The organism is Streptomyces sp. NPDC007808 (genome assembly GCF_042868655.1).
Lineage (GTDB): Bacteria > Actinomycetota > Actinomycetes > Streptomycetales > Streptomycetaceae > Streptomyces.
This window is the reverse complement of sequence record NZ_JBIAEQ010000013.1, coordinates 75,101-90,156: the sequence shown is the minus strand read 5'-3', so window position 1 is coordinate 90,156 and position 15,056 is coordinate 75,101. Positions and strand designations below refer to the sequence as shown.

General features: G+C 69.4%; 20 protein-coding genes and 1 pseudogene. 15 read left to right on the top strand and 6 right to left on the bottom strand.

From position 1 onward, the window contains the following. Positions 1-929 precede the first annotated feature (929 nt). The 15 genes from ACFYNL_RS38430 (at position 930) to ACFYNL_RS38360 (ending at position 11,703) form a co-directional block, all read left to right on the top strand. Entirely contained in the window at positions 930-1,301 is a 372-nt protein-coding gene (locus ACFYNL_RS38430) for a hypothetical protein (RefSeq protein ID WP_388812550.1), read from the top strand. A gap of 70 nt (positions 1,302-1,371) precedes the next feature. Next, positions 1,372-1,923, top strand: a complete 552-nt coding sequence (locus ACFYNL_RS38425) for a hypothetical protein (RefSeq protein ID WP_388812548.1) — start codon at positions 1,372-1,374, stop codon at positions 1,921-1,923. A 124-nt stretch (positions 1,924-2,047) separates the two neighbouring features. Continuing rightward, the gene (locus ACFYNL_RS38420; protein ID WP_388812545.1) at positions 2,048-3,223 is read left to right on the top strand and encodes a DUF932 domain-containing protein; all 1,176 of its coding nucleotides are present in this window, start codon (positions 2,048-2,050) and stop codon (positions 3,221-3,223) included. A 262-nt stretch (positions 3,224-3,485) separates the two neighbouring features. Beyond that, positions 3,486-3,968 (top strand): hypothetical protein, encoded by a 483-nt coding sequence (locus ACFYNL_RS38415; protein ID WP_388812543.1) that lies wholly within the window; start codon positions 3,486-3,488, stop codon positions 3,966-3,968. Then, positions 3,965-4,171 carry a hypothetical protein gene (locus ACFYNL_RS38410; protein ID WP_388812540.1) on the top strand — a complete coding sequence of 69 codons (207 nt, stop codon included), beginning with the start codon at positions 3,965-3,967 and terminating at the stop codon, positions 4,169-4,171. Before ACFYNL_RS38415 ends, ACFYNL_RS38410 begins: the two co-directional genes overlap by 4 nt. Positions 4,172-4,422: 251 nt before the next feature. Beyond that, positions 4,423-5,151 (top strand): hypothetical protein, encoded by a 729-nt coding sequence (locus tag ACFYNL_RS38405; RefSeq protein ID WP_388812538.1) that lies wholly within the window; start codon positions 4,423-4,425, stop codon positions 5,149-5,151. Between the two features lie 133 nt (positions 5,152-5,284). Further along, positions 5,285-5,527 carry a hypothetical protein gene (locus ACFYNL_RS38400; RefSeq protein ID WP_388812536.1) on the top strand — a complete coding sequence of 81 codons (243 nt, stop codon included), beginning with the start codon at positions 5,285-5,287 and terminating at the stop codon, positions 5,525-5,527. 70 nt (positions 5,528-5,597) lie between these two features. Further along, positions 5,598-5,957, top strand: a complete 360-nt coding sequence (locus tag ACFYNL_RS38395; protein WP_388812534.1) for a hypothetical protein — start codon at positions 5,598-5,600, stop codon at positions 5,955-5,957. Positions 5,958-6,003: 46 nt separating this feature from the next. After that, positions 6,004-6,642, top strand: coding sequence for a hypothetical protein (locus ACFYNL_RS38390; RefSeq protein ID WP_388812533.1), 639 nt, complete (start codon positions 6,004-6,006; stop codon positions 6,640-6,642). Beyond that, positions 6,639-6,839, top strand: coding sequence for a hypothetical protein (locus tag ACFYNL_RS38385; protein ID WP_388812530.1), 201 nt, complete (start codon positions 6,639-6,641; stop codon positions 6,837-6,839). The genes ACFYNL_RS38390 and ACFYNL_RS38385 overlap by 4 nt, the downstream gene beginning before the upstream one ends. A 6-nt stretch (positions 6,840-6,845) precedes the next feature. Next, positions 6,846-7,568 (top strand): hypothetical protein, encoded by a 723-nt coding sequence (locus ACFYNL_RS38380; RefSeq protein ID WP_388812528.1) that lies wholly within the window; start codon positions 6,846-6,848, stop codon positions 7,566-7,568. Positions 7,569-7,761: 193 nt separating this feature from the next. Continuing rightward, positions 7,762-8,628, top strand: a complete 867-nt coding sequence (locus tag ACFYNL_RS38375; RefSeq protein WP_388812554.1) for a hypothetical protein — start codon at positions 7,762-7,764, stop codon at positions 8,626-8,628. 606 nt (positions 8,629-9,234) lie between these two features. Next, the gene (locus ACFYNL_RS38370; RefSeq protein ID WP_388812525.1) at positions 9,235-9,573 is read left to right on the top strand and encodes a hypothetical protein; all 339 of its coding nucleotides are present in this window, start codon (positions 9,235-9,237) and stop codon (positions 9,571-9,573) included. Positions 9,574-9,721: 148 nt separating this feature from the next. Beyond that, complete coding sequence (locus ACFYNL_RS38365) at positions 9,722-10,438, top strand: hypothetical protein (RefSeq protein ID WP_388812522.1); 717 nt, start codon at positions 9,722-9,724, stop codon at positions 10,436-10,438. A 347-nt stretch (positions 10,439-10,785) separates the two neighbouring features. Next, the gene (locus ACFYNL_RS38360) at positions 10,786-11,703 is read left to right on the top strand and encodes a replication-relaxation family protein (RefSeq protein ID WP_388812520.1); all 918 of its coding nucleotides are present in this window, start codon (positions 10,786-10,788) and stop codon (positions 11,701-11,703) included. Positions 11,704-11,711: 8 nt separating this feature from the next. Here ACFYNL_RS38360 and ACFYNL_RS38355 read toward each other — a convergent pair. The 6 genes and pseudogenes from ACFYNL_RS38355 to ACFYNL_RS38330 form a co-directional block, all read right to left on the bottom strand. Then, positions 11,712-11,971: pseudogene (locus ACFYNL_RS38355) on the bottom strand (transposase); the annotation flags it as partial. A 156-nt stretch (positions 11,972-12,127) separates the two neighbouring features. Continuing rightward, positions 12,128-12,922, bottom strand: a complete 795-nt coding sequence (locus ACFYNL_RS38350) for an aminoglycoside phosphotransferase (RefSeq protein WP_388812518.1) — start codon at positions 12,920-12,922, stop codon at positions 12,128-12,130. A gap of 69 nt (positions 12,923-12,991) precedes the next feature. Continuing rightward, the gene (locus ACFYNL_RS38345) at positions 12,992-13,186 is read right to left on the bottom strand and encodes a hypothetical protein (protein ID WP_388812515.1); all 195 of its coding nucleotides are present in this window, start codon (positions 13,184-13,186) and stop codon (positions 12,992-12,994) included. Continuing rightward, positions 13,183-14,304 carry a radical SAM protein gene (locus ACFYNL_RS38340; protein WP_388812513.1) on the bottom strand — a complete coding sequence of 374 codons (1,122 nt, stop codon included), beginning with the start codon at positions 14,302-14,304 and terminating at the stop codon, positions 13,183-13,185. Before ACFYNL_RS38340 ends, ACFYNL_RS38345 begins: the two co-directional genes overlap by 4 nt. An 81-nt stretch (positions 14,305-14,385) precedes the next feature. Then, on the bottom strand, positions 14,386-14,586 hold the full coding sequence (locus ACFYNL_RS38335) for a hypothetical protein (RefSeq protein ID WP_388812512.1): 201 nt from the start codon (positions 14,584-14,586) through the stop codon (positions 14,386-14,388). Beyond that, a complete protein-coding gene (locus ACFYNL_RS38330) occupies positions 14,583-14,948 on the bottom strand; it encodes a recombinase family protein (protein WP_388812509.1) in 366 nt (121 codons plus the stop codon). Before ACFYNL_RS38330 ends, ACFYNL_RS38335 begins: the two co-directional genes overlap by 4 nt. Positions 14,949-15,056 lie beyond the last annotated feature (108 nt).

The following is a 15,056-nucleotide window of genomic DNA, read 5'->3' as shown; positions in this document are numbered from 1 at the left end:
CCGCTTCGCTCTGCCTCCGGCAGCCGAATACTCGCTTCGCTCGTTTCGCGCGTCCCCGCGCGAATTGCCCGCCTCCGGCGGGGCGTTATGGAATTGGCCTCCGGCCATTCCATAACGTGCGTGCCTCCGGCACGGAAACAGGCTGGTTTGGTTTTGTGGGTGGGGGGTTGGGGTTTGAGTTGAGGTTTCGTCAGGTGGATTGTTTAGGTGAGGGGTTCGGGGATCTCCGATCCCCTTATGGAATGAGGGGAGTTGATGGGTACTCCGTGGGGAAAGAGACCACGGAATACCGGGGAAGGGATAGGGCCCCTCCCCTATCCGTGTGGAGGGTGAGGGTGTTAGAGACCCAAGCCGCGGGGGTGAGGGCTCGGGGTGGGTGTCCTGCCTCCCGGCAGGACGAGCCCGGAAGAGATAGGAGGGAGGATCAGGAGGCCCCCGGGCCCCTGGCCAGGCTCGGCTGGCCGGGCGGGCCCGGCGAGCGAGGAGGACCCGGAGGGAACGAGAGAGCCCGGGCAGCTGCCTGACCCACCCTCACCCCCGTACAGGACCACCAGGTCCTACACGGACTCGGCGCGGCGCGGCGGCCTCCGGCCGACGCGCAACCACACACCATCCCACCCCCCATCCCCGACGCAGCCACCCCACCACCCGCAGACCCCGCCCCACGACCTCACTCATCCTTCGGGCGCGGTACAAGTGGCAGCAGAGGGGATGTCAGCAGGCGTACCAGGCCCAGCTGTGAGGGTGACCTGCGGTGACGCGGAGGCCCGGAGTTGGGCCGCGCAACATCTAGCGCAACCTCTACCGCAACACCGTGGCGCAACATCCAGCGCAACGGGGGTTCCATACGAGCGCAACACACACTATTATTTGAAGCCATGGGAGAGGCGACTCCCAGGAGCCGCAAGGGACCAACGAAGGGGAACACGGTGGAAATCCAGATCGAGGGCGGAATCGTCCGGCGGGTGCGCGGAGGCCAGGACGCACCAATGAACACCCTTTCCATCCAGGCTCGGACGGTCGCAAACTTCCTGCCTCTGCTGTGCCAGCGGGCAGGAGCGAAGATCGTGCACAACTCGGACGCGAACTACACGGGTATTCGCTTCGACACTCCCGTCGGCCCGGTTGTGCTGGAAATGCCGACAGGCGACCACCCTTACCGGCTCGTACACGAATTAATTGAGCCGGACGAGATCGGGCGCACCGAAGTTGAGATGCGGCGATTCCCGCAGATCTACAAGCCCGCTGGAATCGCGCACATCACGGCCGAGTTTCTCCGGACGCGTGGATTCCTGAATTAATCCGCACAGGGGCGCCCCGGCCGGGGCGCCCCTCTTCCACCCGGCATCACCGAAAGGAAAAGTGGGAACCATGGAGAACACGCGGATTGCAGAGCAGGCCGAGGAAGCCGGAGCGCCGCTCACCGCAGCTGAGAGGGAACAGGCCGATTACGCCTTGCGGGAGTTGGCCCGCAGCGAGAGCGACCCGGAGGCCTTGCGGGTGTCGCACAAGCAGTTAGAGATCATCCGGCCCTTCTTCGAGTTGGGTTGGGCGCTGGGTGTGCGCACCGGTCACACTGGCCCCGCCATGGCTGATGTGCCGGTAGACCGGGGGACGGTCAACGACGCGTTTACGACGTTGCTGTCCGAGCGGGTAGCGGATCAGCTCGCGGTTTCGGTTGCGCGGACGCTGGCCCCGCAGCACTCCGGGCCGGTGCTTGGCCAAAGGGTGCGGTATCACGGCAGCCTGACGCAGCGTCACGGTACCTACTGGGTGCAGGCGATCCATGCGCACGCTGGAACGTTCGGCGCGGCTCACACGCTGCGCTACGACCTGTGCGAGATGCGGGACGGTGTGCCCGTGCCGATCGTGGCGAACGTACGCAGGCAGAGCCTGACGCCGGTCCGGGCATACCGCGCCTAGGTCTAAGTGTCAGGTCAGGGGTGGGTTTACCTACCCCTGAAACACACTATTATTGAAGTTGTTCGGGGGTTGGTGGCTCCGCCCCCCGAACCGCAAAGACCAACAGCGAAGGGGAGAACACCACATGACTCAGCAGTTCGCCGAGCGCGCCACAAACGTAGCCCCCACCGGGGCTCGGAACGCCGACCTCAACGACCTGGTCCGCATCCTGGAGGACGGGCAGCGCCGGAAGCTGGACGTCATCGCCCCCGCGTCCGCGCTGCGGATGCGTGAGGGAAACGTGCACGTCGAGGGCATCGAGTCCCTGATCACGGAAGACGGCGTAACGGACGTGGACGGCATCTACCGGCCCACCGCCGTAGCCGACGAGGGGGTCTCTGACAAGCTGCGCATTCCGCTGGCCTACCTGCGCCGCATGCGCGCGGAAAACGTCCCGCTGCTGGACGAGAACGTCAACGCGTGGATGCGGCAAGAGCCGGAGCGCCGTTTCATGCTTCGCGCGTTCAGGGGCGAGAACGGCCCCGGCATGCCGTCCGAGGGTGTGGCGCGTGCGCTGCTGTCCGACAGCTACAAGCTGATGGACAACCTTGACATGCTGCTGGCCGCGCTGGACGGGGTGCAGCAGTCCGGGCACCCCACCCGCATCACGGGGTGCGACCTGACCGACCGGCGCATGTACGTGCGCGTCGAGTCCGAAGCGGTCGCGATCCAGGCCCGCAGCCTGCTGCGCGGCTACCGCTCCCCGTTCGACGGCCGCAGCGGTGACGAACTGCCGATGATCTCGGCCGGTTTCGTCATCACCAACAGCGAAGTCGGAGCCGGGGCGTACACGATCACCCCGCGCGCGGTCATCCAGGTGTGCCGCAACGGCCTGACCCAGGCCAAGGACGTCATGCGCGCCGTGCACCTCGGGGGCAAGCAGGACGAGGGCGTTGTGAATTGGTCCGGGCAGACCCAGCGCAAGACGCTGGAGCTGATCACCTCCAAGACCGCCGACGCCGTGAGCACGTTCCTGTCACGGGAGTACGTCGAGGCCAAGGTGTACGAGATGGAGGCCGCCGCCGGTAAGGAGCTGTCCGAGCCGACGAAGACGATCGAGCACGTCACCAAGTCGCTCAGCATCGGCAACGAGGCCAAGGACAGGATCCTTGCCCACTTCATCCGGGGCGGGCAGATGACGGCCGGGGGCGTGATGCAGGCCGTCACGTCGACCGCGCAGACCCTCACCGACGCCGACCAGGCCGCCGCCCTCGAAGCGCTCGCGGTACCCGCCCTCACGGCCGCCGCCGCGCACGGCTGACAGACCCCCGTGCGGGCCGGGAGAACTCCCCCAGCCCGGCCCGCACGGGGGCCCCACCGTCCCAGAGCGCGGAGCGCGCTCCCCAGCCCCGCAGGGGGCGGCGGAGCGCGCCCGCCCCGCCGCTCCTCTGCCGCGTAGCGGCACCGCGACGCGTCGGCGGAGCAGACCGCGCGCCCATATGACACCCGCCCCGCCCAGGGGCGCAGCGGCGGCCGGCCTTTCGGCGCCCACCGCCCACCGCCCCTTCCCACAAGGAGCCCTCATGCCTTCACATCCGGAGCTCACCTACCCCGGCGACGCCGCCATCGCGGCCGCCATGAACCGCACGCTCACCGCCCTTACCGGCGTGTTCGGGGCACTGGGAGACGGCGAGCACACGCTCAACCTCGTGGCCGAGCGGACCGACGACGCGTTCGTCACGGGCCGTACCGATCTCTCCATCGGCACCGAGCCCATCCGCCTGGCCGTGCTGGACGAAGACGAGTTCTGCGCCCTGCGCGCACTGCTGGTGTTCGCGCTGGAGGGCAGCACCATGCGCAGCGCGGTACTGATCGCCACCACGGCCGCCGAGCCCAACCCCCGTGCGTGCGGCTGGGCGATACGCGGCGGGTGGCTCCACCCCATGGACACGGCCGAGTTCCAGACCGCCGTCATGTCCTGCCCGACAGACGACGCCGCTCCGCACGTCGTCTGTCACGCCACCGTACTGCACCACCCCCATGTGCCCACCGAGGAGCGCTCATGAGCGACAAGCCCGCCGCCACGCCGGACGGCTACTGCATCAGCACCCAGCCTGTCCCCGGCACCATCCGCACAGTCAACGCCAAGAACGCAGGACCGAAGTTCTTCCACCTGCACGGTCGCCGCTATGGCGAATGCTCGTGCGGCACGGAGGTCTCCCTGACCGACCGGGGCAACCTCCGCCGACACAAGCAGCCGCAGGAGTAACCCCGCAGACGCCGTCCACGCCCCTCCCCGGTACAGGGCGTGGACGGCCACCCCGGCCAGCGCGCCACTGGCCGACTGCCGCCCCAAACGCCCGCGCCCTCCCCTTCGGCGAGCGCGGGGCGGCAGGCCCCCAACACACCGCGCCCGAGCCCCGAGGAGTACGCAGCCCATGCCCAGCCGGAGCCTGACCCTCGACACGTCCGCCGGCCCCGTGCACGCCACCGCCGGCCCTCGCCAGGACGACGCCCGTCGTGTTCGAGTTGGGCGGGGCGATGCGCGGCAGCGTGCACGTCACCGGCACCACCGACCCCCACCGCTGGGACCAGTTCACCGCCGTACGTGCCTGCCTCGGTATCGTGAACGCCTTCAAGACCACCGCCCCCGACGATGCCCTCCCACGGCTCGCCCGCAGCCGCACCGGGTACCGGGGCAGCCTCACCCTCTACCGCTACGCCGACCGCCCCGCTGAGTCGGTGTCCCCGATGATGTCCGCCGCTGATCACCCGCCGTCGGAGAAGACGGCCGCGGTACTCACCGCGGTCCTGCGCGGGTGCGCCGAGCACGTCGCGCAGCGCGCCGACCTGCCCGCGATCCTGGAGGCATCCCGGTACCGAGACACCCCGGGGCTGCTGCGCTTCCTCACCTGGTCCGTCTCCCACCACGAGGCCGAAGCCGTCCGCCTGGAGAGCGAAGCACGCGCCGCGCTGCCCGCGCAGCGAGCAGCAGAGGCCGCCTGGCGGACCGCCGCGCAGTGGCTCGCCCTCTCCCCGCACCCCGTCCTGCTCCTCATGCTGGCCGACCGCCCCGGCTCGCTGCCCCAGAAGATCAGGGAGTTGCAGTGGTGGGCCCCCTACTGCGTGGAGGCAGCCGCAGAAGAGCACGCGCGCGCCCGCCGCGCCGAGGCCGAAGTCGCCTCCCTGCGTGCCCAGCAGCGCAGGCGCCCGCGCGGCCGCCGCCCGGCCCTGGTCGGCGCCCCCTGACATCCAGGGGAATGCGCAGGTCAGGGGCGGGTTTACACCCAAACCATAAGACACTATTATTAGACGTGCGAGAGGGTGCCCCGCTCCCCAGCCCGGCCCCCTCTCGCACCCGGCATCGACCGAAGGACCCGCCGTGCCAAAGCAGTTCAGGTTCACAGCAAACACGGGCTCGCTCGGCTACCGGGTACTTGACGCCGAGGACGACAGCACCTGTCACGGGGTCGTCTGGCGCCTCCCAGACTTCTGCGAGCGGGTAGCCGAGCATCCCGGCAGCCGCCCCGGCACCGGCGGCGGCATCCCCGGCTCCGCTGGCCGCGAGTGGGCCGCGCGCTTCCTGTACCGCTACCGCAAGCCCGAGCCGTCCGGGCGCCCCTGACGCACCGCCCCGCACCCCAGACCCCCACCGCCCGCCCGACGAGGAAGCTGTTGTGATCACGCGTTGGCTGATGAGCCTTGGCGAGCGCACCCACCCCGATGCACCGACCTACGCCGAGGACCCCGCTCCCGACAAGGCGCGCGCCCTGGCCCTGGTCGACGGCTTCGCACACCTCTTCACCGTCCTGAAGGAGCGGCGGCAGGAGTACGGCGAGGAGCTGACCGCCTGGGCCGTACAGGTCGGGGCCAAGGACATCGAGAACCTCCCTGCAGAACTCATCGACCGGCCGGAGTGGGAGGGCGCTCCCGTCCGCATCGACACCCAGCGCGGCGGCTACGTCCAGGTGTCCGACTACCGCGACGTCCCCGTGCACCCGGGCATCAGCGCCCGTACCACCACCGGCCTCCCGCTGTGGACCGCCGCGCCCTGAACCGTCCCGGCCGCCCACCGGTTACCGCCGCCCAGAAGGAGAAACCGTGTCCGTGGGACGCCACTTCGGCCTGGTCATCACCCGAATGCCCCGCATGACGTACGTGGCAACGGTCCGCGCCTCTCAGGACTGCCGATTCGTGTGCTCGACCTGCTACGAGAACTGCTGGGGCATCCACCGGCTTCACGGCGAGACGGTGTGGATGTGCTGGCAGTGCACCGACCTGAAGGACAACGGCCTGACGCCCGGCCGCAGCTTCCACACCCAGCCGCCCCGCGCGCTCCGGGTGGGCGAGCAGCTGCGCAGCCCGGAGGGCGTGTGGGACGTCACCAGCCCCGAGCGCGTCCGGACGTGGAAAGGCTGCCGCCTCCGGCAACCGGCCCGGGTGTACCCGGCCGAATTCGAGCACATCACCCGGGCACGCCGCAACGAGCTGGGGAGCGCGCTCACGTCCGCCGGCCTCGCATGGGAGGCCGGCGGACGTGAGGGCAGCCCACGGAGCCTGACGTACACCGTCACCGGCCCCCGCGGCCGCCAGTGGTCCGTCCGGCCCGTGGGCGGAGTCGACTTCAACCCGTGGGAGCCGTCGAGCCTGTGGCAGGCTGTCCGCACCGCCCCCTTCCACCGGAGCCCTGCCCTGTCCGCCCGCTCCGTGGCCGACCACATCCGGAACTTCGCCGCATGAGCGGGCAGCTGCGCCCATGGCGTGCGGAGGACTTCGACGACCAGTGCGAGACGTGCGGCGCACCCGCAGGCCAGCTGTGCCGCCCATGGTGCGACACCGGCTACACCGCCGAAGACGCCCGCCGCGACGCCGAGCTGCGCGACCAGGGCTCGAGGAGCCCCGCGCCAAGTACACCGACCAGCGATCCGAAGGAGTGAACCGCCATGCCACGCGAGTTGACCACACAGGAGCAGGTGGACGCATTTGCCGACGAGGTGGCGCAGGAGTTGGGTACACACTGCCGGACCGCAGAACTCACGGACTACGACGGCGTTTTGGGACGGCTCATCATCGACGGCGACGACCGCGCCCTGCGCCTGTGCCAGCCCGACGGCCGCCACCCCGACCGGCTGAAGATCTACGCCGTCCTGCCGGACGGAACCAAGATGATCGCGCCGTCGATCGGGGTCACGGCCAGCAGCGCCCACCATGTGGCCCGCGAGATCACACGGCGTCTGTACCCACTGCACGCCGAGGCCGCGCAGCAGGCCGCCGAACTCGCCGCCCGCCAGGAGGCGGAGGAAAGCAGCCGCCGCGCCGTCACCAAATCCGTGGCCGGCGCACTACCCGGGGCCCGGATCGAGGAGCAGTACCGGCGCACCCGGATCATCTGGCAGCACGACATCAGGCCGCCCGGGGAGCACGGCCCCATCCAGGTCGACAGTGTCGCAGTGCTCGTCGGCGCCTCCGGGCACAGGGTGACGGTCGAGGCCTCGGGCCGCCCCGGCTCCGTGGCCGCCATGCTGGCCGCGTTTCGCCCAGGCGTCGCGGGAGCGAGAAGAGCAGGTCAGGGGAGGGTTCCCATTTCCCCAAAACACACTATTATTGCAGTTGTGAGGCGGAGGGGCCCCAGCCCGCACGGACAACCACCCGCCTCAACCTCATAGCGCCGCCGACCAGCTAGCACTACCGGCCCGCCCCTGCCGTTCAGCCGGGCAGGGGCGGACTGTCCCTCAACTCCCCCACGAGAAGGGCGCGCACGTGAATCACACACACCAGTCCTCCGAACGCCACGATGACGTGCCCCGCGCCGATCGATCGAGCGCGGGAGGCAGGACCGCACGCACCGACCAGCAGACGATGCGCCGTCTCCTGCGCCGCGAAATGCCCGGCATCATCGGCCTGCTCACCGATGAGCACGACTTCCGCGCCATGCGGCACTACCGCAGCTTCGCGTTCGACGACTACGCGGCCTACCTGGCAGGGGTCGAAGACCTTCTCAGGTCCCGCGCCGCGCAAGGCATTCACACCATGCTCGCGCTCCTCGACCCCGAGGAGTACGCCGACTTCTGCGCCGACACCGGCCTTACCCCCGACAGCCCGTCCAGCCGCTCCCGCTTCACCGCCGAGATCGCCACCACGGGCCCGACCATCCCGTACGACGGCGAACCGCTGACCGACCTCATCCCGGTCCTGATCGAAGAAGCAGTTCGCAAGGCAACTTGGGAGTACGCCTCCACGCTCCTGGCCCGCCTCGGCGCCTGCGCCGTCTGCGGAAAGGACATCGGCCAGGAGGCCTTCGCCCGCGCCCGAGACCTCCTTATCCGCGTTCTCGACACGGCCGCCCCGGGTCACCAGCACATGGTGTGCAGCGTCTCGGCAACGCCGGAAAACCTGGTCGCCGTCCTGCACGTGGACACGGACGCCGACGGCGCCACCCAACTCGACGACGCCAAAACCCTGGAATTCACCACAGTCCTCGCCCTCGGGCTCGCGGCCCTGCCCGGCGGACTCGTCGTGCGGACCAGCGCCCCGAGCAGCAGGGACCGCATCTACGGCTGGCGGCTACGAGCGGGAGACCTGGAACCTCTCACCGCCGGAGAAGTCTTCGACGCCTACTGCACCGACATCGACTCCGGCGACCCTATCTCCCCGGAATCGGGCGTCGACTACTGCGTTCCGCCCCACCTCGGACCGCACGGACCGACGCCGGGACACCACCACTGAACCCCGGGTCGTCGCCGCTGGCAACCCGCCCGCCAGGGCGACGGCCTTTCCCTTCCCCCACCCGACCAGCCCAGGGCCGCTCCCACCCGGCCGATTCGCACACCGAACACCACAGTGCTGTAGCTCAGTTGACACAGCGCAGATCTTATGAAGTGCCGCTGGCCGACGTCGTGCTGGCCGACGTCGAACGCGGTCCACCTGGTCGTACGACTCCGTGCCCGGTGCCGGCAACTGGCTGGCAACACGCGCTGCTCCTGTGCTCTGTGCAGCTACGCGTCCCTCCCCGACTTGCTTTTCTCCGCCGGCCGCGGCTCGCCGACCTGCATGCCGAGGTCGAATAGGTCCGGGGCGACAGCTTCCGCGCCGGCAAGCGCATCGCCGATCTGATTCGCCATGCCAGACCATGCGGGGCAGACCCGGGCGTCCTCTGCCCGGACGACGGTCCGGGGTTCACCGCCTTAAAGAACCAAGTGGGGGGCAGCGCTCAGAAGGAGCCCCGTAAGGAGCCCGAGCTGGCCCGCGACAGCGGACGCCGCCCGGTGTGTGACGGCTGCAGCTGACCACCACCCGGCGCTCATTCCATCAGGGAAGGCATACTCAAGGAAGATGACGACGACCCAGCGCATCCTCGACCTCGCTGCGGCGGCACCGGGCCGCCACGGCGAGGATCTGATGCTGCTCCTTCAGGAGGCGAACAAGCTGTACCAGCAGGGCCTGCGGGATCTGCACCAGACGGTGTCAAAGCGTGCCGCCAGGCTGACCACCGCGGATCTGATTCTCGCTGCGGAGACGGTCGGCATGCCGTGCGATGCCTCGCAGGACCGCGACGAGGTGATCCTGCTGCTGGCTCTCCTCGAGTGGCAGATGACACCGGCCGCCCTGGCCTACGCGGAAATGGCCGAACACGCCGCGCGCCGCGGCGTCTGCTTGATCCCCGAGGAGTAGAGCGAGCCGAGAGCCGCGAGCACGGCTCTCGCTCACAGCAACCATCTCTGAGCCACGGGCTGGACGCCCAGCCCGAACTCCTGCCATTATTTGTATTTGCGGGTCCGGGCTGGCCGGCCCGCTGCTGAGCGGTACGGACGGTTCTGCCATGACCTCGAGCGATGAGCCTCGCCTGGCCGACGCTGCCGAGATCGCGGCTGAACAGGGCCTGACACCCGCACGGATCACCGGCCTCTACACCGGAGGCGCACAGAACGCGGCCGGCAAGATATTCCCCCAGCCTGTCGACAAGCGCGGCCGCGCCCGCCTGTGGGACCACACGGAGGTCACCGAGTGGTTCGCCCACCGGGCGCCGGCACGACTCACCGAACACGCACCGCCCACCCTCCCGCAGGGAACGTTGCTGAACGCGGCGGAGGCCTCGAGGTACCTCGGCTACAAGAACTCCAACCAGGTCACGACCTTCGTGCGTGACCACCCCGGTTACTTCCCCGAGCCGGATGTCGTCGAAGAGAAGGGCACGGCCAAGAACCCCTACCGCCGGCAACTGTGGAAGGTGGAGACCCTGCAGGCCTGGATGGCCACCCGGCCCGGCCGCGGAAGACGAGCCGGAGCCAAGGAAACTCCGCCCCTGCCCAACGTTCCGGTCGACGGCGATCCCGACGAGCTGCTGGGGGCGAGCCAGGCGGCCGCCCTGCTGGGGTACAAGACCGTCGGTTCCTTCTCGAGCAGCCTGGCCCAAGGCAACCTTCCGCTGCTGAAAACCACAGACGGAGTCGCAGAGAATGCCGGGCGCCAGAACGGACGCCGGCGGTGGACGCGCCGGCGCATCCTCGAGCAGGCCGCCCAGCGGTCCAGGAAGTAGAACCCGGCGGTGAGCGGACCTCCGACGCACCGCCCCATGAACGCGACAGCCGGCTATGGGAGTTGGTCCCTTGCGGGCCGGATGTCGCACGATGGCCGGCATGGCGCGGCTCGCCACCACGCCCCGCAGCACCCGCTGCTGCGGACCGGCCATCGCCGAACCTTCCAGGCCGCGACCGGTACGCTTTTTTGCCCCCAACCCCGGGTCCCTGGACTTGGCACAGACTCGTGGTCGGCGGCCGCGGGTCCCGACCACGGCCCTGACCACGAAATCGTTCCTGGGTCGTGACCTTGGTCGGGGTCTCGTGGTCGGGCAGTCGGTCGGGAGTTGAGACTTGCCTCCCACCCATGACTCGTTCCACGTCCTGCGTTCCAGCCGCCGAGTTGGCCCCCAGCCCCGCCGAACCGTTGCGCTTGCAGGTCCTGACTGCGCTCGCCCTGCACCGGATCGCCACGATCGGCCAGTTGCGGCAGATGCTGCGGCCAGACGGCTCCCGCCAGCTGTTCTCCCGGGTGCTGAACCAGCTGCGTTCCGCGGGCTTCGTCGACCTCACCCCGCTGCCGGACTCGGACCGTTCGCGTACGCATGCCTGGTACCTCACCCCGGAGGGGGCGCGTCTGACCCGCGGTCTCCCTGTCCTGCGGGGGCGTCCGCCGTACCCGATCACCTCGACAACCGCGGCCTCGCTCAAGACACCGCACACGCTGACCGTCGTACGGTCCCATCTGCCGTTCGCGGCAGACGCCCGCCGGCTCGGGCACGAGCATGGCCCGTGGGACTGGACCCCTGAAGTAGCCCACCCCATCGGTGAAGGCGAGCGGCTTGTAGCCGACGCGGTCATGCACTACACGGTCGTCGACGGCGAACACCGTCGGAAGCTGCGCGCGTTCGTGGAGGTCGACCGCAGCACGATGAGCAGCGAGCGTCTGGCCGTGAAGCTGATCGAGTACGCGCGACTGTTCCGATATGAAGCCCAGCCCGTGGGCCGCCGCAGAGCTGTCTCCACCGGCCCAGCGTGGCTGCGCTGGTATCCACTCTTCCCCCGCGTGCTCTTCGTTCTCACCGGCGCCTCCCCGGCCCGGCTGGGCGCCCGAATCAGGGATCTACGGGCGATGGTCGCTCAGCACCCACTCGTCGCATCCCTCGCCCGCGAGGTCCCGTTGGGAGCCGCCGTCCTGGAGGACATCGAGGAGCACGGGCCGTCCGAATCGGTATGGGTGCCGCTATCTGGGGGCGAACCTCGCCCCTGGACCGACTTGTCGTGACGTTCCCCGCGCAGCTTCTTCAGCAGCACCAGGTGCAGCTGGTCCACACGCCTGCTTCGTTCCAGGCGGCCAGGCGGCGCCAGCAGGTCATACCCGAGCCGAAGCCCAGCTCCTGCGGCAGGTACTCCCATTGGATGCCGGTATGCAGCAGGTACAGGATCCCGCTCAGGGCCTGCCGGTCCGGCACCCGCGGCCGGCCCGCCACCAGCTTCGGCCCCGGCTCCGGCAGCAACGGCTCGATCAGCGACCACACCTCATTCGAGATGATCCACGGTCGCGACTGTCGCTTCCCCGCGACCACACCAATGAGCAGACAGACCGACAGTCACATGATCACCGACTTCTGTTAGAGCGTCTAAGCCGGTGCGGGCCCTCTCCGGTACGGACGGCCTACCCTCAGCTGCCAATCCTGCCCCGCTGACAGTCAGACCGACCGTCGATGATGGTCCCAAGCCATCGCCGCCTGCTGCATGGCGCGTGTCCAGGGGTCCGGGCCGGTTCCGGCGATCTTGTTCCACAGGCGCCGTTGTGCGCTCGCGAACAGGTCGAGGGCGTGCGGCGGCGCGTCGCGCCAGGCCCGGGTCTTCGCGCCCCACTGCTCGGCTTGGGGAGCGGGGTGGCCTGAGCGGATGAGCCAGATCACCCAGAGCGCCGGGTCGATCCACGCGGCTCCGCGGGCGGCCCATGCCCAGTCGACGAGGTGCGCGCGGTCGGTGATGAGGGCGTTGTGGGGGTTCCAGTCGGTGTGGAGGAGGTGTTCGCCGGCGAAGAGGCTGAGGTCTCCGCCGCCGGTGTAGTCCGCCATGCGTTCGGTCATCGGCTTGAGCGGGACGGGCGGGCACGGGGTGTGGGCGAGGTTCGTGAGGGCGGCGGTGATGTGTTCGAGGTCGGGTGAGCCGGGGCTGTAGTCGGCGTGGCTGCCGGGGATGTCCTCGAAGACGATCAGGTCCCATTCGGGGGTGTGGGGGTGCCACAGGATGGCGGGTCCGAGGTGGCGGATGTAGGGGTTGATCGCCTCCTCGCGTGCCTGGGTCCACACGCGGCGATGGCCGGTGGTCAGGCCCTTGACGAAGAAGGTCCCGGACTGGGTGTGGACGCGGGCGGCGATCTCACTGTTGAGGCCGGAGCTGACCATCTCGTCTTTGAAGACGGGGCCGGTGTGCTGCTCGATCGCGGCGCGGGCCTCCGGCGGCAGCTTGGTCAGGCGGGTGGTGGGCATGAGGGGCAGCATTCCAGAGGCCGGGCGGGAGGGGCCGCGGTTTCGGCCGCGGCCCCTCCCTGGGGTGGATCAGTTGTACGGGTTGTCGTCGCCGCAGCCGGGGAGGGAGGAGGCGACGAGGCTGTCCACGTCGGTCAGGACCAGGCCGTCGGCGTCAGCTTTCGCGACGGTGCGGGTCGGGCCGAGGGTGAGCGTGACCGGCACGGCCTGCGGGGTCTCCTTGCCGGTGGGGGCCTTGAGCGGTTCGAGCACAGCGGTGTTCATGAGACCGTCTCCTTCTGTCCGTGTTGGCAGTAACTGTGCAGTGGTGCCTTCGCCTCCTGGAAGATCTTCGCCATGGGACGGCAGACCCGGCAGGTGCCGGAGAGCTGGCAGCCCGAACATCCTCCGGTGCGAAGCATGAGCTGGTCCGCGATGCCGGCGAGGGCACGCAGACCTTCGACCCCCTCGGTCATGAGGTTGACGTGGGGCTCGCGGCCGATCTTGCAGATCGAGGCGCGGCCGTGAGGGTCGGCGTGGAAGAACGTGTGACCGGCCGGGCAGCCGGTGAAGGGGGCCCGCTGGGTGAGGTGTTGCGGGGACTGCGAAGGGAGGGTCTCGGCGCCGCCGCTGTAGGTAGGCGAGATGTTGGCGTACTCCCGGTAGGGCAGGCCCAGTTCGCGCGCCCACGCGCGCATCTCGTCGACCTCGTGCGCGTTGTCGTTGGTGATGATCAGGCTGAGGTCGACGTTCAGCCCAGCGTCCAGGACGCCGTAGAGACCGGCGCGGAAACGCGCGTACGCTCCGCGGCGCCGGGTGAGCCCGTCATAGGTCGCGGCACTGGCCCCGTACACGCTGAGGGTGAGCTTGGACGGCGGCAGGTTGGTCAGCAGGGTGTGGATCCGGGGGCGGCGGAGCTGGGAGCCGTTGGAGAGGATCTCCAGTTGCATGCCGAGGGAGTAGGCGAGGGCGTAGGCGGCCTGGAAGTCGGGGTCGATGAGTGGCTCGCCGCCGGTGATCTGTAACCAGATGACTCCGGCGTCCCGCATGACGCGCAGGAGGCGCTTCTTGCCTTCCCAGTCGAGCCCGGCGAACTTCTTCTTGCCGAGGAAGCACATCTTGCAGTCGTAGTCGCAGCCCAAGTTGATCTCCCAGGTGGCGCGGGTGATCTCGTAAGGGCCGGCGACACGGACGACGATCGTCTTGTGCGCGGCTTCGGCGGGCAGGACCAGGTCCCAGGCCCGGTTGGCGCCCCGGATGAGCCAGTCCGGCAGCCGGTCATGCTCCGCGACCGAGTGCGTCAGCTCCTCGTACTTGGGCGGCGGCACGGTGAGGGTCTTGCTGCTGCGAGGGTGCAGGATGATCCGCTTGTTCTGGAACGGGGCTGCGATGAGCTGGTGCACGAGCGTTCCTCTCGCCTCGGGTACGAGATAGGGAACCGGCGACGGCGGGCGGTGAAGCTCTACGCGCCGCCGCCGGTTGGTCTATGTGGCGCGGCCGATGACAGGCGGATCCGCCTGCGCGGCCTTGATGTCGGGCCGCTCGATCCCAGCCGGCTTGGCCGGTGCCGCGATGGCCCGGGGGCCTAGGACGAGCGCGGGTGGAATCAGCGCGATCAGTCCGAGCAGGGCAACATGACGGCCGGAGTGGTCCGCAACGGGCCGGGCGGCGTGCCTGCCGCTCATCTGCCCTGGCCTCCCAGCTCGGACAGGGGAGCCCAGGAGAACTGGACTCTCACGCCGTGCTCCTGGCACCAGGCGATCTCGGCGTAGCGCAGTTCTTGGTCGGTGCTGATCGCATTCGGCCAGCGGACGATCACCGTCGTGACTTCGCCGCGGGCCACCATGCCGCGCACGCGCTGCCAGCCGGGCCGCTTGCCCGGGTCGACCTCGCCGAAGTGGTCGGTGATCTCCTCGCCGAGGCGCAGATCCCGTTCGCCGGCGAAGGCGCGGCCTTCCTGGAGGGCGCGTTCCTCGGCCAGGGCGGGCGTCTGCGTGCCGCGTTCGGCGCAGACGTAGAGCACGGCCTCCGTGGCGCTGTCCGACATCGTGGCGCCCTCGCCGTGGGGGTGAGGGTTTCTTGCCGCCGGGTCCACGCGATCAACTCCTTGACAGGACATGGGAAAAAGTGGGGGCGGCATGCCCCGGGTGCTGCA

Excerpts from the sequence above, each read along its gene's own strand:
- ACFYNL_RS38410 (WP_388812540.1), top strand. The coding sequence starts at position 3,965 with ATGAGCGACAAGCCCGCCGCCACGCCGGACGGCTACTGCATCAGCACC.
- ACFYNL_RS38395 (WP_388812534.1), top strand. The coding sequence starts at position 5,598 with ATGAGCCTTGGCGAGCGCACCCACCCCGATGCACCGACCTACGCCGAG.
- ACFYNL_RS38385 (WP_388812530.1), top strand. The coding sequence starts at position 6,639 with ATGAGCGGGCAGCTGCGCCCATGGCGTGCGGAGGACTTCGACGACCAG.
- ACFYNL_RS38370 (WP_388812525.1), top strand. The coding sequence starts at position 9,235 with ATGACGACGACCCAGCGCATCCTCGACCTCGCTGCGGCGGCACCGGGC.
- ACFYNL_RS38415 (WP_388812543.1), top strand. The coding sequence starts at position 3,486 with ATGCCTTCACATCCGGAGCTCACCTACCCCGGCGACGCCGCCATCGCG.
- ACFYNL_RS38350 (WP_388812518.1), bottom strand. The coding sequence starts at position 12,922 with ATGCCCACCACCCGCCTGACCAAGCTGCCGCCGGAGGCCCGCGCCGCG.
- ACFYNL_RS38335 (WP_388812512.1), bottom strand. The coding sequence starts at position 14,586 with ATGAGCGGCAGGCACGCCGCCCGGCCCGTTGCGGACCACTCCGGCCGT.
- ACFYNL_RS38330 (WP_388812509.1), bottom strand. The coding sequence starts at position 14,948 with ATGTCGGACAGCGCCACGGAGGCCGTGCTCTACGTCTGCGCCGAACGC.
- ACFYNL_RS38345 (WP_388812515.1), bottom strand. The coding sequence starts at position 13,186 with ATGAACACCGCTGTGCTCGAACCGCTCAAGGCCCCCACCGGCAAGGAG.
- ACFYNL_RS38375 (WP_388812554.1), top strand. The coding sequence starts at position 7,762 with ATGCGCCGTCTCCTGCGCCGCGAAATGCCCGGCATCATCGGCCTGCTC.
- ACFYNL_RS38360 (WP_388812520.1), top strand. The coding sequence starts at position 10,786 with ATGACTCGTTCCACGTCCTGCGTTCCAGCCGCCGAGTTGGCCCCCAGC.
- ACFYNL_RS38365 (WP_388812522.1), top strand. The coding sequence starts at position 9,722 with ATGACCTCGAGCGATGAGCCTCGCCTGGCCGACGCTGCCGAGATCGCG.
- ACFYNL_RS38380 (WP_388812528.1), top strand. The coding sequence starts at position 6,846 with ATGCCACGCGAGTTGACCACACAGGAGCAGGTGGACGCATTTGCCGAC.
- ACFYNL_RS38420 (WP_388812545.1), top strand. The coding sequence starts at position 2,048 with ATGACTCAGCAGTTCGCCGAGCGCGCCACAAACGTAGCCCCCACCGGG.
- ACFYNL_RS38425 (WP_388812548.1), top strand. The coding sequence starts at position 1,372 with ATGGAGAACACGCGGATTGCAGAGCAGGCCGAGGAAGCCGGAGCGCCG.